The sequence below is a fragment of the Neorhizobium populisoli genome (assembly GCF_019430945.1).
Taxonomy (GTDB): Bacteria; Pseudomonadota; Alphaproteobacteria; order Rhizobiales; family Rhizobiaceae; genus Neorhizobium; species Neorhizobium populisoli.
Map to the genome: position 1 here is coordinate 109,437 of NZ_JAHYCB010000014.1, position 20,186 is coordinate 129,622.

The 20,186-nt window shown below is 58.7% G+C and carries 21 protein-coding genes and 1 tRNA gene; 12 read left to right on the forward strand and 10 right to left on the reverse strand.

Annotated features, from left to right (window positions below; translation table 11 throughout):
- Positions 1-12: 12 nt before the first annotated feature.
- From KX729_RS28255 to KX729_RS28280, 6 genes are read right to left on the reverse strand one after another with little or no spacing between them, the layout of a single operon-like run.
- Positions 13-906: an ABC transporter permease gene (locus KX729_RS28255; protein WP_219745822.1), complete on the reverse strand. Its 894-nt coding sequence runs from the start codon at positions 904-906 to the stop codon at positions 13-15.
- Positions 906-1,841: an ABC transporter permease gene (locus tag KX729_RS28260; RefSeq protein ID WP_219745841.1), complete on the reverse strand. Its 936-nt coding sequence runs from the start codon at positions 1,839-1,841 to the stop codon at positions 906-908. Before KX729_RS28260 ends, KX729_RS28255 begins: the two co-directional genes overlap by 1 nt.
- Before the next feature lie 14 nt (positions 1,842-1,855).
- The gene (locus KX729_RS28265) at positions 1,856-2,572 is read right to left on the reverse strand and encodes a glycerophosphodiester phosphodiesterase (RefSeq protein WP_219745823.1); all 717 of its coding nucleotides are present in this window, start codon (positions 2,570-2,572) and stop codon (positions 1,856-1,858) included.
- A gap of 16 nt (positions 2,573-2,588) precedes the next feature.
- Positions 2,589-3,416 (reverse strand): ATP-binding cassette domain-containing protein, encoded by an 828-nt coding sequence (locus tag KX729_RS28270; protein WP_219745824.1) that lies wholly within the window; start codon positions 3,414-3,416, stop codon positions 2,589-2,591.
- On the reverse strand, positions 3,413-4,441 hold the full coding sequence (locus KX729_RS28275) for an ABC transporter ATP-binding protein (RefSeq protein WP_219745825.1): 1,029 nt from the start codon (positions 4,439-4,441) through the stop codon (positions 3,413-3,415). Before KX729_RS28275 ends, KX729_RS28270 begins: the two co-directional genes overlap by 4 nt.
- Positions 4,438-5,994: an ABC transporter substrate-binding protein gene (locus KX729_RS28280; RefSeq protein ID WP_246617915.1), complete on the reverse strand. Its 1,557-nt coding sequence runs from the start codon at positions 5,992-5,994 to the stop codon at positions 4,438-4,440. Before KX729_RS28280 ends, KX729_RS28275 begins: the two co-directional genes overlap by 4 nt.
- A 125-nt stretch (positions 5,995-6,119) precedes the next feature.
- Between KX729_RS28280 and KX729_RS28285 the strand changes: the two genes are divergently transcribed.
- Together KX729_RS28285 and KX729_RS28290 are read left to right on the forward strand one after the other, a co-directional pair.
- Positions 6,120-7,289 carry an ROK family transcriptional regulator gene (locus KX729_RS28285; protein ID WP_219745826.1) on the forward strand — a complete coding sequence of 390 codons (1,170 nt, stop codon included), beginning with the start codon at positions 6,120-6,122 and terminating at the stop codon, positions 7,287-7,289.
- Between the two features lie 296 nt (positions 7,290-7,585).
- Positions 7,586-9,028 (forward strand): DUF6880 family protein, encoded by a 1,443-nt coding sequence (locus tag KX729_RS28290; protein ID WP_219745827.1) that lies wholly within the window; start codon positions 7,586-7,588, stop codon positions 9,026-9,028.
- A gap of 52 nt (positions 9,029-9,080) precedes the next feature.
- On the opposite strand, the gene KX729_RS28295 is transcribed toward KX729_RS28290, so the two are convergent.
- Complete coding sequence (locus KX729_RS28295; protein WP_025603208.1) at positions 9,081-9,284, reverse strand: cold-shock protein; 204 nt, start codon at positions 9,282-9,284, stop codon at positions 9,081-9,083.
- Between the two features lie 813 nt (positions 9,285-10,097).
- On the opposite strand from KX729_RS28295, the gene KX729_RS28300 reads away from it, so the two are divergent.
- From KX729_RS28300 to KX729_RS28315, 4 genes are all read left to right on the forward strand, one after another.
- Positions 10,098-10,307, forward strand: a complete 210-nt coding sequence (locus tag KX729_RS28300) for a cold-shock protein (RefSeq protein WP_025603209.1) — start codon at positions 10,098-10,100, stop codon at positions 10,305-10,307.
- A 178-nt stretch (positions 10,308-10,485) separates the two neighbouring features.
- Positions 10,486-10,866: a DUF6481 family protein gene (locus tag KX729_RS28305; RefSeq protein ID WP_219745828.1), complete on the forward strand. Its 381-nt coding sequence runs from the start codon at positions 10,486-10,488 to the stop codon at positions 10,864-10,866.
- Between the two features lie 70 nt (positions 10,867-10,936).
- A complete protein-coding gene (locus tag KX729_RS28310) occupies positions 10,937-11,977 on the forward strand; it encodes a fatty acid desaturase (protein WP_219745829.1) in 1,041 nt (346 codons plus the stop codon).
- A gap of 95 nt (positions 11,978-12,072) precedes the next feature.
- Positions 12,073-12,360 carry a hypothetical protein gene (locus tag KX729_RS28315; protein WP_219745843.1) on the forward strand — a complete coding sequence of 96 codons (288 nt, stop codon included), beginning with the start codon at positions 12,073-12,075 and terminating at the stop codon, positions 12,358-12,360.
- 308 nt (positions 12,361-12,668) lie between these two features.
- Here the strand turns inward: KX729_RS28315 and KX729_RS28320 are convergent, their stop codons facing one another.
- Positions 12,669-12,821 carry a hypothetical protein gene (locus KX729_RS28320; RefSeq protein WP_219745830.1) on the reverse strand — a complete coding sequence of 51 codons (153 nt, stop codon included), beginning with the start codon at positions 12,819-12,821 and terminating at the stop codon, positions 12,669-12,671.
- A 186-nt stretch (positions 12,822-13,007) separates the two neighbouring features.
- On the opposite strand from KX729_RS28320, the gene KX729_RS28325 reads away from it, so the two are divergent.
- The 4 genes from KX729_RS28325 to KX729_RS28340 all read left to right on the forward strand — a co-directional run bounded on the left by KX729_RS28325 (position 13,008) and on the right by KX729_RS28340 (position 15,927).
- Positions 13,008-13,478 carry a BA14K family protein gene (locus KX729_RS28325; RefSeq protein WP_219745831.1) on the forward strand — a complete coding sequence of 157 codons (471 nt, stop codon included), beginning with the start codon at positions 13,008-13,010 and terminating at the stop codon, positions 13,476-13,478.
- Positions 13,479-13,795: 317 nt separating this feature from the next.
- Positions 13,796-14,011 carry a hypothetical protein gene (locus tag KX729_RS28330; RefSeq protein WP_219745832.1) on the forward strand — a complete coding sequence of 72 codons (216 nt, stop codon included), beginning with the start codon at positions 13,796-13,798 and terminating at the stop codon, positions 14,009-14,011.
- 13 nt (positions 14,012-14,024) lie between these two features.
- Positions 14,025-15,047 (forward strand): ribosome small subunit-dependent GTPase A, encoded by a 1,023-nt coding sequence (gene rsgA / locus KX729_RS28335; RefSeq protein ID WP_219745833.1) that lies wholly within the window; start codon positions 14,025-14,027, stop codon positions 15,045-15,047.
- A 271-nt stretch (positions 15,048-15,318) separates the two neighbouring features.
- Positions 15,319-15,927: a J domain-containing protein gene (locus KX729_RS28340; RefSeq protein WP_219745834.1), complete on the forward strand. Its 609-nt coding sequence runs from the start codon at positions 15,319-15,321 to the stop codon at positions 15,925-15,927.
- Between the two features lie 58 nt (positions 15,928-15,985).
- On the opposite strand, the gene KX729_RS28345 is transcribed toward KX729_RS28340, so the two are convergent.
- Positions 15,986-16,252, reverse strand: a complete 267-nt coding sequence (locus tag KX729_RS28345) for a hypothetical protein (protein ID WP_219745835.1) — start codon at positions 16,250-16,252, stop codon at positions 15,986-15,988.
- Between the two features lie 316 nt (positions 16,253-16,568).
- Here KX729_RS28345 and KX729_RS28350 point away from each other — a divergent pair, with 316 nt between their 5' ends.
- Together KX729_RS28350 and KX729_RS28355 are read left to right on the forward strand one after the other, a co-directional pair.
- Positions 16,569-18,578 (forward strand): hypothetical protein, encoded by a 2,010-nt coding sequence (locus KX729_RS28350; protein WP_219745836.1) that lies wholly within the window; start codon positions 16,569-16,571, stop codon positions 18,576-18,578.
- Between the two features lie 124 nt (positions 18,579-18,702).
- Complete coding sequence (locus tag KX729_RS28355) at positions 18,703-19,797, forward strand: hypothetical protein (RefSeq protein WP_219745837.1); 1,095 nt, start codon at positions 18,703-18,705, stop codon at positions 19,795-19,797.
- Positions 19,798-20,060: 263 nt separating this feature from the next.
- Here KX729_RS28355 and KX729_RS28360 read toward each other — a convergent pair.
- A tRNA-Met gene (locus KX729_RS28360) sits at positions 20,061-20,137 on the reverse strand.
- Between the last annotated feature and the right edge of the window lie 49 nt (positions 20,138-20,186).

The window sequence follows — 20,186 nt, forward strand, 5'->3', positions numbered from 1 at the left end:
GCCATTGACTGGCTAAGCCTCGGCTATCTTCAGCGTCGGATCGAGCTTGTCGCGTAGCCAGTCACCGACAAGACTTATCGAAAGCGTCGTCAGGAAAATGACCAGGCCTGCCGGAATTCCCGTCCACCACGCCGTCGCCAGATAATTTCGCCCCTCGCCCAACATCAGGCCCAGACTTGTCTGCGGTGGCTGAATGCCGAGGCCAAGAAAGGAGAGCGAGGTTTCGATCAGGATCAGTTCCGGGAAATTCAGCGTCACCTGGACGATCAAAACCGACATGATGTTCGGCAGGATATGCCGGGCATAGATGCGGATCGGGTGTACGCCAAGGGTGCGGATCGCGAACGCATAGCCCTGGCCGTTTGCCTGCAGCACGAGGCTGCGTGTCAGCCGCGCATAGACTTCCCAGCCGTAAAGCCCCACGACGACAAGGAAGAGCTCAAAATTGTTGCCGAAGAAGGCCAGCACAGCGAGTGCGATGATGAAGAAGGGCATGCTCGCCTGGAAATCGACGAAGACCATGATGATGTCTTCGACGATCCCGCGAAAATGCGCCGCGAGGAAGCCGAGCAGGGTTCCGACCGTGGCGCCGATCATCGAGCCGACGATGGCAATCAGCACACTCATGCGCGTCGCATAGATCAGTCGGCTGAGCACGTCGCGGCCAAGCCCATCCGTGCCAAGCAGATATTTCGGATTGCCGCCGAGGAAAGCCGGCGGCTTCAGCCGGTTGAGCAGGCTTTGTTCCGTATAGGCGAATGGCGCCAGATAATCGGCGCCTATCGCGACCATCAGGACCAGAATCAGCCAAGCTATACAGAGCATTATGAGCAATCGCGGCCGGCCAGCGGATTTGAGACGGAACCAACGGGAGCGGGCGGCGGGTGCGGACTGTTCGATAGCCATTACCCCTCCTTGTTCGGACGATTTTCGATGCGAGGGTCGAGCCAGCCATAGGTGAGATCGACGATGAAATTGGTGATGACCATGGTCAGCGCCACAAGCAGGACGATTGTCTGCACCACCGGCAAGTCGCGCTGGCCGACGGCGTTGACCAGCATCAGACCGATGCCAGGCCAGGCGAAGACGGTTTCAACCACGACCGCCCCTGCGATCAGGCCTCCCAGACGCAGGCCGAGGACGGTAACGACCGGGATCGCCGCATTGGGGATCGCATGCGACATCACCCGCCGCGTCAACCTCAGCCCCTTGGCGCGGGCCGTGCGCATGTAAGGCTGGTGCAGCACTTCCAGCATCGAGGAGCGCGTGAAGCGGGCCACTGTGCCTGCATTGATGATGCCGAGGGTCACGGCCGGCAGGATGAGATGCCACCAGGTCGCCCCGCCGGAACTCGGCAGCAGGCGCCAGGTCATGGAGAAAAGCAGGATCATCAGGATGGCGAGGAAGAAATTCGGCATGCTGTGCCCGAAGATCGAAAACGCCATGGCGGCGTGATCCACGCTCGTGCCGCGCTTCAGCGCCGCAGCGATACCGGCGAAAAGGCCGATGACGACGGTGATGATGAAACCGCAGACGCCGAGCAGTAGCGTCATCGGCACGCGCTCCAGGACAACGGTCAAAGCCGGCCGGTCGTCACGGAAGGAGTAACCGAGATCGCCATGCAGGGCCGACCAGATGAAGCGGACATATTGCTCCGGCACGGTTTTATCGAGGCCCCACGCGGCACGGTATTCGGCCACGATCGCCGGCGGCGTATCGTCCGGCAGCATCATCGAGACCGGATCGCCGGAAACGCGCAGGACGATGAACACGAAAGTCACCGCAAGCAGCAGCGTCAGCAGACCCCGCAGCAATTTCGTCAGAATGAATTGCAGCCGCATCATCGCGACGTCCCCTAAGCTTCCGCCAGAACCTGACGCGCGGTGACGGGATCGTTGACCAGAAAACCGGTCGCCCCCTCGCGGGCCATCCGGATCAGTTCCGCGGCCTCGAAATCACCAACGCGGCGCTCGGTCGCGCCCTCGCCTGCCGTGATCCAGACCGGCCGGCCCCGCTCCACATGCGAGGCGATACGGCCGGGTGCGGCATCCCATTCCCAGATGCGCAGGATGTCGCCGCCCGCCTCGAAGAAAGCCTCCTCGTCAAAGGTCTTGACCAGTCCAAGGATCAGCCGGCTCCAGCCACCGTCGCGCATATGCCTGACCGATCCTGATGCATGCAGGCCGAGGGTGAGATCGCGGCCGGGCTCGAGCGCCAATGCGGCGAGCAGGATATCCAGCGATTCCGGCCTCTCATCCTTCACGTCGAACAGAATGGGTTGATCCGCCGGCACGATGTCGAACAGCATCGCGAGCGGTGGGGCGGCGGCGAAACCATCGGCCTCGATGCCGGCAAGCTCGTCGCTTGTGACGTCCGCAATTGCATCATCGCGGTCGGCAAGGCGTTTCAGATCCTTGTCGTGGCTGCAGACGACCTTGCCGTCGCGGGTGATCCGAACATCCACCTCGATATAGTCGGATCCGGCTTCCATGGCGCCGATCCAGGCAGCAGGCGAGTTTTCCCGATAAAGGGTGGAGTAACCGCGATGGGCGACGATGGCAGGCAATGACATGGGCTTTCCTTGAATTTTACGATGCGAGCCGGCGCTCGCGGGCGCGACGTTCGGCGGGCGTTGCCGCGGGAACGGCTGCCAGCAGCGAGCGCGTATAATCGTGTTGCGGATTGGCGAAGATTTCGGCGGCCGGGCCGGTCTCGACGACCACACCCTTCTGCATCACTGCAATGCGGTCGCTGATATGCCGCACGACGCCGAGATCGTGCGAGATGAACAGATAGCCCATGCCAAATTTCGCCTTGAGCTCGTTCAGCAGGTTGATGATCTGAGCCTGGACGGAAACGTCGAGCGCGCTGACCGCCTCGTCGCAGACGACGATCTTCGGATCGAGGACCAAGGCGCGGGCGATGACAGCGCGCTGTTGCTGACCGCCTGAGAGCTGGTGGGAGTAACGGTCGGCCATGCCGGGGAGGCCGACCAGGGCCAGCATCTCTTCCCGCCGCGCCTTGCGACCCACAGCGTCGAAAAGCCCATGCGCCTGCATGGCCTCGTCGATCTGGCCGCCGATCGTCATGCGCGGATCGAGTGCCTTGGAAGGATTCTGGAACACCATCTGCACACCACGCCGCTCGCGCCGCCAGGCGGCCGAACCGATCCGGGCATAGGGGTTCCCGTCGAACGAGACCGTACCGGAGGTCGGCGCCTCGATGCCGGCGGCGATACGCCCAAGCGTCGACTTGCCACTGCCGCTTTCACCGACGATGCCGAGCGTCTCGCCGGGTTCAAGCGTGATGCTGACGCCGCCGACCGCGCGGACTTCGGTCTTGCCGCCGAAGAGGTTGCCGCCGGTGCGATAAATCTTGACGATGTCCTGAAGGACCAGCCTGCCTTTGCCGCTCATGCGAAATCTCCCGCAAAATGACAGGCAGCGCGATGATTGCCGACGACCGGGGCAAGTGCGGGCAGAGTCAGGCAGGTGTCCTTCGCGAACGAACAGCGCGGCCGGAAACTGCAGCCCTCCGGCCGGCGTGACGGGCTCGGAACCGTACCCTCGATCGCGGCGATGCGACCGTGGCTTGTCGTCGTCGCGTGCAGGCGGCAGGCCATCAGGCCGCGCGTATAGGGATGTAGCGGATTTTCGAAAAGCTCGTCGACAGTGGCGGTTTCCACCACCCGTCCGGAATACATGACGGCAACCCGGTCGGCGATTTCCGCGACCACGCCGAGATCGTGGGTGACGAAGATCATCGCGGCATCGGTCTCCGCCTGCAACTCGCGCATCAGCCGCAGGATCTGCGCCTGGGTTGTGACGTCAAGCGCCGTCGTCGCCTCGTCGGCGATCAGCAGTTTCGGCCGGCAGGCAAGCGCCATGGCGATCATGATCCGCTGGCACATGCCACCGGAAAGCTGGTGAGGGAAGGCTTTTGCCCGCAGGTCAGGCTCCGGAATACCGACCGAGGCAATCAGCTCGATGGCCTGCTTTTCCGCCTGCCGCCAGGATAGACCGCGATGCACCACCAGCACTTCGGCGATCTGCATGCCGACGCGGCGCACGGGATTAAGGGCGGCGGTGGCGTCCTGAAAAATCATCGCCATGTCGCGGCCACGGATATCGGCGAGCTGATTTTCGCTGAGCGATGAAAGGTTTTGGCCCAGGAATGAAATCCGGCCTTGCCTGACGATCAGCGGCTCTGACGTCAGACCCATGGCGGCAAGACAGGTCAGGCTCTTGCCGCAGCCGCTTTCGCCCACGAGACAGAGCGTTTCACCGGCACGGACCTCGAGCGACACGTCGATCACCAGATCGGCGCGACCGGTGCCGACCGTCAGGCCTTCCACCGAAAGCACGGTCTCCGCTTTGCCAGAGGCGAGGTCTCCCCGCCGGTCGGAACCGGCGGAGAGGATTTCGGTATCGATAACCGTCACGAGCGCTTGGCCTCGATCTGAAGGTTATAGGGACGCAGGTCCATGTAGTAGAAGTTATAGGGCTGCCACTTCACGGCCTTGCGGACGCCATAGGTTTCCAGCGGCTGGTAGAGGATCGTGCCCGGAGCTTCTTCTTCCCAGATGTCGACCATCTTCTGGAAGACGTCGCGGCGCTTGGCCGTATCCGAGGTGCGGTCCAGCTCTTCGCCGAGCTTGTTGAACTCGACCGGTACCCAGTCCTTGTTCTGCTGCACGCCGCCATAAGGACCCCAAAGGTTCCAGAGGCCGCCGGCCGGATCCGGATAACGGATCGAGTTCGACCAGGTGCGGACCATGCGCTTGTCACTCGGAATGTTGTCGGTGCTTTCGACGATATCGAGCTTGCCGTTGATGCCGACAGCCTTCCACATTTCCATGATCGCCTGACCGGCATTCATGGCATTCAGGTAATAATTGGCGCGGGTCGAATAGCGGATTTCCTCGCCCTTGTAGCCGGCTTCCTTCAGAAGCTGCTTGGCCTTTTCCGGATTGTAGACGAGGCCTGCGCGCTTTTCGTCATAGAGAGCGCCGAATTCCGGGAACTGGTGGCTCTTCGGCACGACGGCCTGGCCGCTCCAAAGCGCCTGCACCAGCAGGTTCCGGTCGATGGCGAGGTTCATCGCCTGGCGGATGCGCTTGTCCTTGATGGTCGGATTTTCCGTGTTGTAGACGAGCACGTGAGCGTTAGCGAGAACGACGCTGCGGGCCTCGACATCCGGATAGCTGTTGATCTGGGCGATCTGGTCCGGCGCGATATTGGTGGCGATGTCGAACTCGCCGCTGACGAGGCCGGCGATACGGGTTGCCTGTTCCGGCACGACGCGGAAGTTGACGGACTGCGCGGTCGGCTTGCCGCCGAAATAGTCGTCGAAGGCAACCAGCTTGACCGATTCATCCGGCTTGTATTCGCCAAGCTTGAACGGGCCGGTGCCGACCGGGAATTTCGGGAACTTGCCGTTGGCGTTGGCCGTCCAGTCCTTTTTGTTGATGATCCACGACGCCCAGGAGGCAAGGCGCTGTTCGAGGATCGGGTCGGCGGTCTTGGTGGTGAACCGAACCGTCAGCGGATCGATCGCCTCGACCTTTTCGAGAACGCCGAAATAGGCCGGCCCCTGCTTCATCACGGCATTCTTGCCGCTCAGACGCTCCGGCGAGAAGGTGAAGACGACGTCGTCTGCCGTCATGACTTCGCCGTTGTGGAACTTGACGTTCGGGCGCAGCTTCACTTCCAACGTCTTGTCATCGATGCGTGTCCAGCTCGTCGCCAGCGAGGGAACGAGCTTCGAGCCATCGCCCTTCGGCGAGGACAGGAAATCGCGGCGGATCAGCGTGTCGAACATCGAATAAGTGATGCGCACGCCCTGGTTGGACAGCTCCTGCGCCGGCTCCAGCGTCGGCGGCACATCTGCGACGGCAACCGCAAGATTGGGGCGGCTATCGCTGGTTTGCGCATGGGCGCCCAAAGGCAAAAGAGCCGCGACCGCGAAGGCCGAGGCGATGAGCAAGTGTTTCATGAACCGTCTCCTAGCGGGATCGTCCCCGACTGCAGCACTGAGCTGCGAACGGCATAGCGCCTTATATTAACGTTTTTATCACCACCAAGGTGTGATATTCATCGGATACCAGATAACATATCGGATTGGCCGCAAAGCAGATGGTTTACCGCCCCGAACATCTTATCGCGGCCCGGTTCAACCGGTCGTCTGCGTCGTCGATCGTGTCTGAAAACGAGCGCAGGATGCTGCGTCTTATCCTCCGTCAGCCGGGCCTTCCCCGCGCCACGATGACAACCGAGCTGGACCTGACCCAGCAATCCGTGCATCGCATTGCCGGTGATCTCACGGCGCGCGGGCTCCTCAGCCTAGGCCCGGCGCCGCCGCCATCAGGACGCGGAAAACCCAGCCCATCTCTGCACCTCAACCCGGATTTTGCGTATGTCTGGGGCATTTCCCTGAATACCGACGAAATCGGGTTATGCCTGATGGATTTTTCCGGCAACCGCATCGCCGGCGAATTGCTGCCTCTGGATGCGCGGAGGCGCGAGGTGACACTGACGACGATCGCCGAAAAAATGCAGATCCTCCGTAACGATCACGGCCTTCATGAAGATCGTTGCCTCGGCATGGGATTTGGCATTACTGGCTTCCGGCTGAGTGGCACGCAGTACAATCCGCCCCTGCCGCTCCATGAATGGTCGCTCATCGAGCTGGGCCCGCTTCTTTCCGCGCGTTTCCGAATACCGGTATGGATCGAGAACAATGCCAACACGTCCGCGTTGGGTGAAGCCATGCTGGGTCTTGGACACGATCTGAAAACGTTCGCTTACATATCCTTCAACTACGGCCTCGGCGGTGCCGTCGTCATCGATCGAAAACTGGTCACCGGAGGGCGCGGAAATGCCGGGGAAATATCGGCGATCTTCACGCCGGAGGAGCGACTCCATCGCCCGGCCCTGCAGTATCTCCTGGAGAGGCTGAACGATAAGGGCATAGACCTCGCATCGGTTTCTGAGATGGCCCAGCGCTACGACCCGGCATGGCCGGGCCTCGACGAATGGGCCGACGAAGTTTCGCCGAATTTCAACCGGATCGTCGCTGCCTTCTGGGCGGTCCTGGATCCGGAGGCGGTTATTCTCGGCGGGCAGATCCCCACTGGTCTGGCGGAGAAGCTGATCGCGCGGGTCAACCTGACGGACATTAATCGCTACGGGATATCGCGCCAGAAGCCATGCCTGCTGGTCTCGGAACTTGGCCCCCACGCATCCAGCGTCGGCGCCGCGGCCTACGCGCTGGGACAATGCTGCTTTTAAGTAGAAGATGCCATCATCGACGACCCGAGAACGATCAGCCGGCGCCCGATTATCCTGAACACCTGTTACCGCGGGGTGGTCGATGCAGGCCGGCTGAGCGGCTCTTGAAACACGCAGAGCCCATCCACATTTACGGATCACCACCCCGTATCGATGATCTTGCAGCCGACGCCCGCTTGTCGTGCGTGCGGTCGTCCGTGGTGAAGAGGGCGCTCCCCGCAAACGGGTCGAGCGCCCTCGCTGTCTTCCGGCACACGGAAACTGGCGGGAACGTCTCTTTTTGCTTAAGGAAAGCCATGGCTGGCAAAACGACACTGAACGCAAAGAACCTCGAAAGCCTTGGCGCCCAAAAGCTGGCTGAATTGCTGATCGAGATCAGCACCGGCAGCGCTGCAGCAAAGCGGCGCCTGAGGCTGGAACTCGCGGGAAGCCGAGGCAGCAGCGAAGTTGCCCACGAAGTCCGTAAGCGTCTGGCGAGCGTTGCCCGCTCCACGACCTTCATCAACTGGCGGCGGGTAAAAGCGGTGAGGGCCGACCTCGAAACCCAGCGCAGGACCATTGTCGACGTCGTGGCAGCTGACGATCCGGGGGAAGCCTATGAGTTGATCTGGCAATTGCTTGCAACGGCGACTTCGATCATGGGCCGGACGAGCGAGACAGGCGCCACGCTGATCGAGATCTTCCATCAGGCAAACGAAGACGCGGCGTCTATCGCCAGAATGGCGGCCATCGATCCCGCGCGCCTTGCCGAGACCGTCTTCAAGGCCATCCAGACGAATGAGGTTGGCCAATATGACCCGCTGATCGATGCGATGGCCCCGGTGCTCGGCGCCGATGGATTGCGCCGCCTGAACGACATGCTGGTTATGTGGCGGGATGAGGTCGACGATGGTTCCGCAATCGTAGGGGATGAAATTGCGACGAGGCGAATTAAGCCCCCATCCCGCGAGACCGGCGCCGCCGACCGCATTCGCGGGGAAGTAGCCAGAGTAGCACTCCGCAAAATCGCCGACGCACGGGGGGATGTGGATGCGTATATCGATCATCTCGAGGACAAGGCTCGATCATCGCGCGCGGGCGCGTCGGCCATTGCGCGAAGGCTGCTGCGTGCGGGACGCGCGGAAGATGCGTTGGCGGCCCTCGACGCGGCGGGCGGAGGTCCGGCGTCGGAGCAGGTCATGCTGGATTGGCAGCTTGTTCGACTGGATGTGCTTGAAGCTCTAGGCCGGATCGACGAAGCCCAGGCTGATCGATGGACTTGGTTCGAACAGACCTTGCAGGAGGTTCATCTTCGCGCTTTTCTCCGTCACCTGCGGGATTTTGACGATGTGGAGGCCGAGGATCGGGCGTTCCGGGTCGCATACGGGTTCCGCGATGTCCACCGCGCACTCGGGTTTTTCATCGCGTGGCCGGCTCCTGCCGCCGCGTCACGCCTGATCCTGGAGCGGTTCAGCGAACTCGACGGTGAGGACTATGAGCTATTGTCGCGTGTCGCCGAGGCGCTTTCCGCTCGGCACCCATTGGCAGCAACGGTTGTGCTGCGGGCAATGATCAATTTCACCCTGGATAAGGCGCGATCAAGCAGATACAGGCACGCCGCTCGCCAGCTTGCCGAATGTGCTGCCCTTCAGCGCCAACTCGGCGAGCCCCAAGAGATTCCGCCACATGACGCTTATCTCGCCCATCTTCGGACCAGACACACCAAGAAACATGGCTTCTGGCGCCATGTTTCATCGTGATCTCGGATAAGGGACCGAGGAGCGTCAAAACGCTGGCTAGAAGAACTGCCGCTCAAAGGAGCGTGACGTTCTCAGCCTTCGACTTGCCGGTCTTGCGATCCTGGCCGAGTTCGTAAGAAACCTTCTGGCCGTCGGTCAGAGAGCCGCCGTAACCGAGAGCAGAGACATGCACGAACACGTCTGCGCCGCCATTGTCAGGAGTGATGAAACCAAAACCTTTGTCCTGGTTGAAGAATTTAACAGTACCTGTTGCCACCGGATATCCCCGTTCGAGCGTCGCTTATGCAGAGGCAACCATAACCATAAGCCGCTGGAACGCAACAGGTTCTTGCGAGCAACTGGTGGCGATAACCTTTTTAGCTAGGCTACCAATCGATCCGCAAACGGGTCAAGCTTGCTTAGACGCTCCTGAATATTGAATTTCGGCTCCACACCGTCAGCATGCAGAAACCTGCGGATCGGATGCCGGAAGAGGCCGATCCTGCGGCATATCTCGGCGGATCGATACGTGGTCGCGGAAATACGAGCGTCGGACTACGCTCAGTAACGTCATGTCGATCCTCCAGCGCTCCTGCTGAACCAACAGAGGATGATTAAAACATCGGGTAATTCTCAATGGGAGCTTGAGCCGGGTCAGTTCTCAGCGGAAATCAACATTGTATTGTTTGAAATATGAATAACGAGGCCTCGGTGAACGACGAGCGGCCAACAGCTGCAAAAATTCCGAAAGAGGATTTTCTGCGGACTGGTCATCGTCAAATCCGTTCTGCGAAAGCGCACATGGCTACAGATTTCAGAAATGCGAACCTTATTTTCAGTTTGGGAAATTAGCGTAGTGAATAAAAATGCATTTCGGCCACCTGCGCCAATAGGTTGCAATCATAGCGATAGCAAAACAATGAGTTGACCCTTCCTCGCGTTCCTTGTATTTCATTGGCTATCGATACTTTGTTTGCCGATATTTGTTTGGCTGCGCTTGGCGCCTCTTGATCAACTCTCCCTTCAAAAGTCGAAAGCCCGCCGTGCGCCGCCCGGCGGATAATCAACCTATGCCAAGAAAGGGTTTGTCATGACCACCGGCACAGTAAAATGGTTCAACGCCACCAAGGGCTTTGGCTTCATTCAACCAGACGACGGCAGCGCCGATGTCTTCGTTCACATCTCGGCCGTTGAACGCGCCGGTATGGGCTCGATCGTCGAAGGCCAGAAGCTCGGCTTCGAACTTGAGCACGACCGCAAGTCCGGCAAAATGTCGGCCGGCCAGCTTCAGGCCGCTTAAAAGCTCACATAGCCGCTGCGACCACGGATGTACTGGCGTGGCTGGCTGGAGCATTTGGAGGCAAGGCATTTGCCTTGCCTTTTTCATTTTTCCGGACCATTCGAGAGGCAGTCATGATACATGACAGATCCGAATGCATGCTGGTCCTGACCATCTTAATTTTTGACAAGGAATTCCATTGAGACACCCGGATGACAATAGCTTCGCCCAGCGCCGTAAATCTGCGGATAACGCGAAGCGTGAGCTTTTGGCAAAATTTGCCTCGGCACCGAAACCAACGGACCCTGCAATGCAGGAGCGGCTGGCGGAGCGCGAAGCGATCAGCGCGGCGAGAATCGCACGCCGTGCCGAGCGTGATGCCCTGAAGGCAGCAGAAAACGAGCGTCTTTTGAAAGAGGCTGCGGCCCTGGCAGCTGCAGCTCAGGAACATGAAAAGGCTGAGGCCGAAGCCCGGCAGGCGGAGATCAACAATCGCGTCTCACGTGTCATTGCCGATGAAGCGGCACGAAAAGCCGAACGCGATCGCCGGTATGCGGCACGCAAGGCCCGTCGCGCGTGATGGGCGGAAGTTCATCTGACAAACAAGACCTGCCGGGTTTTGTGCCGCGGCTGGAAAGGCATGGCAGTCGATGAACGTCCAAGCTCGCCGAATGGAGCCGCCTGCCGAAGACACGGCCGGCGCTTTGCTGAAGATCTTGGCGAAATACAGACAGCCCCGGTTTGGGCGTAGCGTGTTCGAACTTCTGGTGACGGTTTTGCCGTTTGCGATGTTCTGGGCTGGCGCTTATGTCTGTATTCTCCACGGTGTCTGGTACGGCTATCTCCTGATCCTGCCGGCCGCTGCCTTCCTGCTTCGGCTGTTCATGATTCAGCACGATTGCGGACACGGTTCGTTTTTCGCGCGGCGAAAACTCGATACATGGGCGGGTCGCACGCTCGGTGTCCTGACCCTGACACCCTACGATTACTGGCGCCGGGCCCATGCAACGCATCATGCTTCTGCCGGAAATCTCGATGAACGGGGTGTCGGCGATATCACAACCCTTACGGTCGAGGAATATCGCGCCAGATCCTGGGGAGCGCGGCTTGGCTATCGGCTCTACAGACATCCGCTGGTCATGTTCGGCATCGGGCCTGCCTGGCTATTTCTTTTCAAACAGCGCCTGCCGATCGGCATGATGGGTTCGGAGGCCATGCCCTGGATATCCACCATGGCGACCAATCTGGCGATCGCGATCGTGACCGGCCTGATGATATGGGCAATCGGACTGGTTCCCTTTCTGCTGATCCACCTCCCTGTCGTTCTGCTGGCCGGGGCGGCGGGCGTTTGGCTGTTTTATGTTCAGCATCAGTTCGAGGAAACGCACTGGTCGAAGTCCGAAGAGTGGCAATTTCCCCAGGCCGCCCTTCACGGCGCCTCGCATTACGACCTTCCTCTGGTGCTTCGGTGGCTGACCGGGAATATCGGCGTCCACCATATCCATCACCTTTCGAGCCGAATTCCATATTACCGTCTACCGGAAGTGCTGCGCGACCATCCCGAACTGGCAGATATCGGTCGCATCACCCTCTGGCAAAGCCTTGGATGCGTACGACTGGCTCTTTGGGATGAAAGACGCGGCAAGCTGGTCTCCTTCAGAGAAGCCCGCCACGCCACGGCTCACAGATAACCTTCGTGCCCACGCATCTGCGCATGGGCTCACTACTATCGTTAGGAACCCGCATGAACACGACCGCCAAGGTCAGCCCCAACACGACAGCTTTAATGATCACGTTGACCCCCACCCAGATCAAAGGCCTGAAACTTGCCAAGGATGGCGACCTCTATCCTCAGGAGGGCAAAAGATGGACGCATCTCAACGCGACCGTGACTTATGCAAGGACCGACAGGTTCAAGGAGCGCCCGTTGAAGATCAAGTTCCTGACGACTGCGACCGTGGAGGAGCTGCGAAACAATGGCCTGCTCCAGACGCTGAATTCGGACGTTGAATCCAACATTTCCCCGCACGGGATCACGATGGCCGGCAAAATGTGGCTGCTGAAGCACAAGTAGGCTCGCCACACATGTGGGCGGGTTCGAGGTGGGCCTCTGATGAGATTGAAGGCCACCCGCCCCCAGCTGGAACCTTGCCAGGTCCATGGTATTGTCGACGAGCGCCGCCATGCGCGAGACGCTCGTCTTCATCGGGTTTAGTACGATCGGGCTGCGTTCGATCCAGTCCTACTTCCCGGCGCGCTGAGAGGCGTCGTTCCCGGAAAATCGGCGTGCTTCAGAAGCCAATTCCGGTCTTTGAGCGAATTCAGGCAATACAGGACATAGCCTATAAGAAGGCGGAACCCAAAGCGTTCACGGTTTTCAGCTCACGCAGCAATGCGTCGAGCGGCTTTATGGATTGCTTTGGCGTCGTCGCCGTGCTGTTCGATGATGGCGTTAGCGTCCTCGATTGCAATACGGTACTTCTTTGCGACGGCAATGGCAGACAGAGGCGCAGCTGCGCTTTTTTCATTAGACATGATCGATCTCCGGGGAAACGTGCGCATCGCGCCAACGCAGGCCAGAACGGCCCACCTGGAAACAATATGGGCATTCCTCGGCGAGATTTCCAGAGTAGCGGTTCAACCTGCTTTCGCGAGCAACCCTATTTCAGGGAACCTTATTCCTCTTGGAAGGTTACCCCACGCTGAAAACAGGAAACCTCAATGACGAACATAACAAAAATGCTGTCCGCAGCTTCCTTGGCTGTCGCGATGAGCCTTACCTCTTTGACGTCCGCATTTGCTGTACCGCTGCCATCTGCACCGGCCCCGCAAGTCTCGGCCGTGGAAAACGTACAGCTTTATATACAGCGGGATCGTAACCGCGGGGATTGGCGCGACCGCCGCGACTATCGTGACCGCCGCGATGTTCGTCGACAGGGTTGGTACAACGGCCGTCAAGGCTACAGAGACCGGCGGCCCGGCTACCGTCGACACAGCGACGGCTTCTGGTATCCGCTGGCCGCATTTGGTGCTGCCGCCATCATTGGCGGTGCTATCGCCAGCCAACCACGCGCTTCAGGCGGCTCGAGCCATGTCCAGTGGTGCGCTAACCGCTACCAGTCCTACCGCGCATCGGACAACACCTACTCGCCGCGTGCCGGTGTTCGGGCACAATGCAATTCGCCGTATTGAACCGACGCCTACTTCAGGCAAGCACCATGGGCTGTCCAGTTGATACTGGGCAGCTTTTCTATTTTGACAGCGATGACATAGCTTGTCGACCTAGTTTGAATGATAGATGACCTTAGATCTGCGCTCAGGTGTCCTACGCCTGGTCACACACCAGAAAGACTGGCGACCGCCGAAACGATGCCGGCTCCTAAAAAGGAGGTGCAGTGTCAAACAATTCGTGTTTTGCACGGGGAGCTGCTAGATCAGTGAATTGCCGAATACGAGCTTTCGGGCACCAAATTCGCAGTCGGGATCTCGGACAGCTTTGGAGAATTTGAATGGGCTGGAAAACGCCAAAAATCGAATACGTCAATGGCTACAAGATCGTCGAACGAGAGGGTCCTATTTTCAAGGTCTATGACGGTGACCTACAGCTTGGCGACGATTTCCCCTATTCTGGCGAGGCTATTGCTCATGCACAGTCCTTGCCTAAGCGGGATCAGCCGGTCAGCCTTAAACGACCGCATCTGAACCCACTCATGATAGCCAAATGATTGCGAGCCGCAATTGAGCAGTCTCACGCTCCTTTCACCGCTTGAACGCCTTGGTTGGTCAGGCTTTTTCAGGGATCAGGTAGAGCCTGGTGAGGCTGAGTTTGCACCGAGGCGGATTGCCTCGGTTCATCGGTCCCGCATCGAAGCAATTGATGCTATTGGTTCGGTCGAGCTAGAACTCCCACCCAATTCCAACACGGCCGACTTCGCGGTGGGCGATTGGGTGCTTGCCGATCCGATCAGCGGCATGTTCATTCGCCGCCTCGACCGAAAAACCGTCTTTCAACGGCGCCCTGAGAACGGACGGGGCCAACAGCTTGTTGCTGCCAACGTCGATACCCTGTTCATCGTGACCTCGTGCAATGCCGATTTCAACCCGGCGAGGCTCGAACGCTATCTGATCATGGCCAACCAGGCCGGGAGCAACCCGGTGATCGTGCTGACCAAAGCCGACACCACCGAGGATGCCGGCACGTTCCGCGCCCAAGCTGAAGCTCTTCAACCTGATCTACCCGTCATCCTCTTGAACGGGCGGTCAGAGGAAGCGCGTCAACTTTTGGCACCATGGTGCAGTGCTGGACAGACCAGTGCGTTGGTTGGATCCTCAGGTGTGGGAAAATCAACTTTGGTGAACACGCTTGTCGGACATGGCGCGGAAACAGGCCAGAAGACTGGCGCAATTCGCGAATATGACGCCCAAGGGCGGCATACGACGACAGCGCGATCGCTACATGCCATTCCAGACGGCGGCTGGGTGATCGATACGCCCGGGATAAGGACACTCTACATTAGTGATATCGCCGACGGTATCGATACGTTCTTTGCCGACGTGACCGAGCTGGCATCGCAATGTCGGTTTCGCGATTGCAGTCATGTCCACGAGCCCGGCTGTGCTGTACAGGGAGCCGTCACGAATGGAACGCTTGCTGCCGATCGCGTGGAGCGCTGGCGAACCTTGCTTGCGGAAAACCGCGAAAGGTCACCGATGGTCAGCGGACCATATGGCAACAAGATCTCCAAGAAGAAGAGATACTGAAAGCGGTTTGGCGCCGGGGCACCTCGGACGAACATTCGCGCGAAATTCCATTATTCTCGCACGGAAGCGAAACGACGACCCGTCATTCAGTGAGTATTTTTGCACGCCTTCCGATCAATCGGTTGCGACTCGGTACCTTTCATCAGTTTAGTTTTTGACTGATCGGTCGCCCGCCTGTCTTTTCTTGTGCTGACAGCGCGCGGCTACAGGAGTGAAGGCACCTCAGAAACAAAATCTTGCCGTCCACTTTGCTGCTGCCATATAAAGCGCGATGACCTCTGACTCGAAGATTTTCGTCGGCGTGCGCCCGATCCGCAAAAGCCCATCAAAGCATCAGGAACCGAGCGGCCCAAACTGCCAGTGGGACGAATGCGAGAAAACCGGCTCCCATCGGGCTCCCGTCGGTAGCGGTGCTGAAGGCACCTACCTGCTCTTCTGCGCCGAGCACGTTCAAAAATACTCAAAGGGCTACAACTATTCACCGGCGCTGTCCGACGTCGAAACCGCCCGTTATCAGAGAGAAGCAGCGAGCGGTCTTCGCCCGACCGTCGGTACAAGGATCCGCCAGCCTACAGAGGCCCCTCTTCCTTCAACGGCTAGATCAGGCTCCGCCAAGGCGGTCAATGCCCGTAAAAGTGCTGCCGTGCGCCAAGCAGCCAACGCAGCTCTCCGGGTTCGCAAACTCAAGGTACTCGAGGCCAAGGCATTCGAGACACTAGGTCTTTCACACGATGCGACGCCGGAGGAAATCAGAAGCCGTTACAAGGAACAGCTCAAAATGCACCACCCCGACGCCAACCAAGGCGATCGCAACTCGGAAAACGAACTTCGGGCGGCCATAGAGGCGTACAAGATCCTCAAACTCAACGGCTTCTGTTGATTGTCCTTCGATTGCCGGCTCGAATTTCTATCAGCCGAGAGCTGACGGAAGTGCCTTGCTACGCCGCCTTAACCTGCTCGTGATTGTTGCCAGAATCGCGGAGATGACCAGAGTTCTCTGCCACGGCAACGCCTGCAGTGCGTTTGGCGTAGAGCTGATACCATTCATATAACTCCACAAGCATTTGCCGCTCATCAAGGTTTCGAGCGGCTGCTTGGGCAAGACAATGGCGCGCTGCATCCATTCCAGCAGCAGATGCGATCGACAGACCTTGTTCTGCGCAAAACCGATCTATGATGGCACGGAGACTTCGAAGCTCGTTCATCAAAGCGCCTTCTAATATTTCGCAAAGGCTAGATCGCATTCGCAGACGGTAAAGAACAGTGAATTCTTGGTAAGGTTCGAAGGGGCGGCGCAACATCCAGGAGAACCAAAATCTCAGACTACGCGCGCTTCATCCGTCTGCTCCCGAGTGGGTTGTCGCGCCGGCGCCAGAACCTATTTACCCGGCTGAAATTGGTTAGACCGGCGCGGAATTAATGCTTTTGCTCCACAAATTATCACGCCGTACCTTTCTGGCGGCCGGCGCAGGCATAGCGGCGGCTTCGGTGATATCGGGCTGTTCCCAGCAGGGGGATAATATGACGAAAGAGTTGTTTGCGCGGTGGCAACAGGACTGGCGCTGGATGGAGGATATCGCCCAGCGGCGAGGTTGGGACGTAACGCCGCTTTCAATTTCGCCGCCGGCTTCGGTCGCGACTATCAAACGCATCGAGACTGCCTACGGCCAGGCAATTCCAGAGCAGTTGCGACGCATGCTGACCGACTTCTCAGGTCATATTGCCTTTGGTTGGCATATCCCGAGCCATTTGCAGGCTCTCGAAAAACAGAGCCTGCCGACCATGAGCTTTAACCGCGACGCCATTTGGGACATCGAGCATATCGAGTACGACGCCATTCCCAATTTTTTAAACTGGAAAGCGTCTTCAGCGGATATCGATGCATCGGAAGCGCCGAATACTCCGGACATGTGGAAGAAACAGTTTCCGTTCTACACGCTTGTCAACGGCGACATGCTGACGATCGACATGCGTAGCCCCACCGGGCCGCATCCGGTGCGCTATTTCAGTCATGAGCTTGCAGTCCTGCATGGGATGGCGCTCGCACCTGATTTCTTTTCCTTCATCACCGAAATGTCGAAGCTCGGTTTTGCCGGTACCGAATGGGCGTCGTGGATGCCCTTTGGGGAGTGGAAGGACGATACTTATTATCTGACAGCGGAGAGCGCAGGCGGCAGGGCTTGGCGCGCCTGGCTGGAGCGAGAACCGGCTGCCGTTGAGACCAACGAGCCACCGCCGGCCATCGTCGGAACGACAACTGCGGATAGGGCGCTGCTCGAAGCCGCATTATCAAACAATACGGCAGGCGTTTTAGCGGCGCTTGCGGCTGGCGCTACTCCAGATGCGATCTGGAATTCAGCTTGGGATCGAGACAGCAGCCCTTGGGAAGACGAGTTCTCAAACGCCGTCAGTTACGCGGTGCGCCACGGTAATATCGTGGTCCTTGAGGCGCTGGTGAAAGCCGGGGCTTCGCTGAACACCCGTCATCTTGCAATGGCGGAGGCGGCGATAACGGGGACACCTGCCACCGCCCGCTGGCTTGTTACCCATGGCGCGCGCGTCAACGGTTGGAAGGACGAGCGATATTGGCCGATCCATCATTTGTTGACCCAGAGAAACCGTTATATCGCAGCCGACAGGTCAAGCCTCAAAAAGCGCCTTCAGGATGAACAGAGATCGCCTGAAAGCCCTGGCCTAGATGCCGAAACCGTCGCACTGATGCGACAGGCAATGGACGATATGCTCCAACCGCAGCTTGAACGGCAGATCAATGAGGCTGACTTCCTTGCCACTCTGCAAATCCTGCTTGAGGCTGGCGCCGATCCCGATGCGAAGTGGGACAATGGCACCACAATGCTCTACTGGGCAGAGCCCGACGCTTCCCTAGAGTTGTTGAAGCACGGCGCGGATGTCAACGCGCGGGCAAGCGGAGGCGAGATGCCTCTCCATTATGCGCGCACGCCTGAGAAAATCCGGGTTCTCGTCGAGCATAACGCCGACATCAATGCGGTGGCGGAACCCACCGAGGAAAGCAGCACCTCACTGGTTTATACACCGCTTCAGGCGAGCCTGCTCGGCGCGTGGAATGGGGTTTACACCAATGCCAAAGCGCTGCTTGCTCTTGGCGCCGATCCGAAGGTGCGCGATCTCAAAGGGCGCAGCACCTTATGTTACTGCACCCGCGTCGAGGGCTTCAAGCTGATGGAGACCTACGGGCTCGACCCTTTGGAGCGTCTACCGGACGGCGGTACGCTTCTTCATAATCTCCTGACGATGACCAGCCTGCGTGCAGCCAACGCTGACGAGGTTGCAATGCTCGACCACCTCTTGGCGCTTGGCATCGATATCAACGCAACAGACGGGACGGGCCGTACGATGTTGCATGTCGCCGTCGGGCGGACAGATGTTGCTGCCGACATCAAGCTGCTTCTCGATCGTGGCGCCGACAAATCGATCCGGGACAAGGATGGAAAGCGCGCATCCGACCTTACGCGACGCTCTCAGAAAGACATCCGGACGTTATTAAAATAGCGCACTGCAGCAGCGAGGAGGCGTCAGGACGAAGTCATGCCACTCATGACCTGTCTTAAGTCTGGACCCAAACCTTGATCTTCCCTGATCTTTTCTCAGCACGATAATATTGAAAGGTTCGTATATGACATACCCGAATTCCTTCCCTAACCGCCCCCTCTCTTTGGCACCGAATGTGATCTCGACCCCGCGGGCATATTTCTGGTCGACCCCGATCATCCTGCTTCTGACGGTCTTTGTGTTCATCTGGGAAGCCCCGGGAATCTACCGAGACTTTCAGATCAGCCAAAACCCATTGGCATTGGACAGCGGCGACATTCAAAACGGCCGGTGTACCACGCGCAGGGCCATTTTCACCGACTGTGAGGCACGGCTGGTCTACAGCTATAATGGACATGACTACGATACCGAGGTCGAGGTCATGTTTGTCGATTTTCATATGGGCGACTACGAGACCGGCCTGGTGATTTCCGCGGACCATCCGGAACTGGCAACCATCAGCCTCGGCTTGGATAAGCTCTGGAATCGCATCATCACGCTTACCGTCTTGACTGTGCTTCTAGGCGGACTTTGTGTCGGGATGATTTTTCTGACCCTGCGTATCTGGCGAGTCAAAAGCCAGTTGCGCCACCCGGCAGTCCTCAAGCCTGTGCCTGTCGAAATTACCGCTTTTGATCGCAGACGCGGGACCCTTTCCATTACCTATAACGATAAGATCGCCAGCGATAAGACCGGACGGTCGTCCTACACCCGCATGAAGGACGGCGAAGAGCCCCTGATCATTGGATCGGCCAATGGCAAATCTGTTGGCTTGGCCGTTAGGCATGGCAAAACGGCCCTGCCGGTGCTGCTCGATAATCGTCTCCAGCGCGTGTCGCTGACGGATGAGGAGCGAATGGCCGCATTGGCTCCCTTCGCTCACGAGTACCAAAATGATCAGCAGCCGGTTCTGGTCGATGCGCCGACGAAGACGATTTCCATCTGGAAGCGACTTCAGATGTTCCTAGGGGTCCTGGTTCTCATTGTCGTCGGTGTGTTTGGATTTTGGCTTTGGTATGTGACGAGCTCTGACACCCAGTTTCAATCTCCGGGCGTGGACATCAACAACTTGATGCCTGCACCCTTGAACAGGTGGGGATGTGACCAGCTCAAGAAGCGCTTCGGTCAGGATCGCGCGCCATTTGGATGCGTTGCAGCCGATTATACCAGCTGGAAATAGAGCGGCGCTTCGCTGTCATAGCCATAACGTGTGATTAAGCGTGGAAGTTTGACCCCTTTCGGCGCGGAGGAATGCCCCTCGGTCGGATCAGATCAATGCGCTGATCAAATTGCCATTTCTTCTGCGTGACCGGGGTCAGCCTTCGGCGCCGATAGCGGGGGCAAACTCTACGTCGGAACACAGCGATCTCGCCGGCATCCTGTCGACAGCTGTAGAACGCAAAGAGCCCCACGAAGGGGCTTTGTTGGGATCGCAAGTATCATTGGTTGCGGGGGCAGGATTTGAACCTGCGGCCTTCAGGTTATGAGCCTGACGAGCTACCGGGCTGCTCCACCCCGCGCCAAGCGTAAATCCGTTTGGGATTTATCGCGGTGATGTAAGCGCTTTGC

Excerpts from the sequence above, each read along its gene's own strand:
- KX729_RS28320 (WP_219745830.1), bottom strand. The coding sequence starts at position 12,821 with ATGTCTAATGAAAAAAGCGCAGCTGCGCCTCTGTCTGCCATTGCCGTC.
- KX729_RS28265 (WP_219745823.1), bottom strand. The coding sequence starts at position 2,572 with ATGTCATTGCCTGCCATCGTCGCCCATCGCGGTTACTCCACCCTTTAT.
- KX729_RS28290 (WP_219745827.1), top strand. The coding sequence starts at position 7,586 with ATGGCTGGCAAAACGACACTGAACGCAAAGAACCTCGAAAGCCTTGGC.
- KX729_RS28280 (WP_246617915.1), bottom strand. The coding sequence starts at position 5,994 with ATGAAACACTTGCTCATCGCCTCGGCCTTCGCGGTCGCGGCTCTTTTG.
- KX729_RS28350 (WP_219745836.1), top strand. The coding sequence starts at position 16,569 with ATGACGAAAGAGTTGTTTGCGCGGTGGCAACAGGACTGGCGCTGGATG.
- KX729_RS28310 (WP_219745829.1), top strand. The coding sequence starts at position 10,937 with ATGAACGTCCAAGCTCGCCGAATGGAGCCGCCTGCCGAAGACACGGCC.
- KX729_RS28345 (WP_219745835.1), bottom strand. The coding sequence starts at position 16,252 with ATGAACGAGCTTCGAAGTCTCCGTGCCATCATAGATCGGTTTTGCGCA.
- KX729_RS28330 (WP_219745832.1), top strand. The coding sequence starts at position 13,796 with ATGGGCTGGAAAACGCCAAAAATCGAATACGTCAATGGCTACAAGATC.
- KX729_RS28270 (WP_219745824.1), bottom strand. The coding sequence starts at position 3,416 with ATGAGCGGCAAAGGCAGGCTGGTCCTTCAGGACATCGTCAAGATTTAT.
- KX729_RS28325 (WP_219745831.1), top strand. The coding sequence starts at position 13,008 with ATGACGAACATAACAAAAATGCTGTCCGCAGCTTCCTTGGCTGTCGCG.
- KX729_RS28355 (WP_219745837.1), top strand. The coding sequence starts at position 18,703 with ATGACATACCCGAATTCCTTCCCTAACCGCCCCCTCTCTTTGGCACCG.
- KX729_RS28340 (WP_219745834.1), top strand. The coding sequence starts at position 15,319 with ATGACCTCTGACTCGAAGATTTTCGTCGGCGTGCGCCCGATCCGCAAA.
- KX729_RS28315 (WP_219745843.1), top strand. The coding sequence starts at position 12,073 with ATGATCACGTTGACCCCCACCCAGATCAAAGGCCTGAAACTTGCCAAG.
- KX729_RS28300 (WP_025603209.1), top strand. The coding sequence starts at position 10,098 with ATGACCACCGGCACAGTAAAATGGTTCAACGCCACCAAGGGCTTTGGC.
- KX729_RS28255 (WP_219745822.1), bottom strand. The coding sequence starts at position 906 with ATGGCTATCGAACAGTCCGCACCCGCCGCCCGCTCCCGTTGGTTCCGT.
- KX729_RS28260 (WP_219745841.1), bottom strand. The coding sequence starts at position 1,841 with ATGCGGCTGCAATTCATTCTGACGAAATTGCTGCGGGGTCTGCTGACG.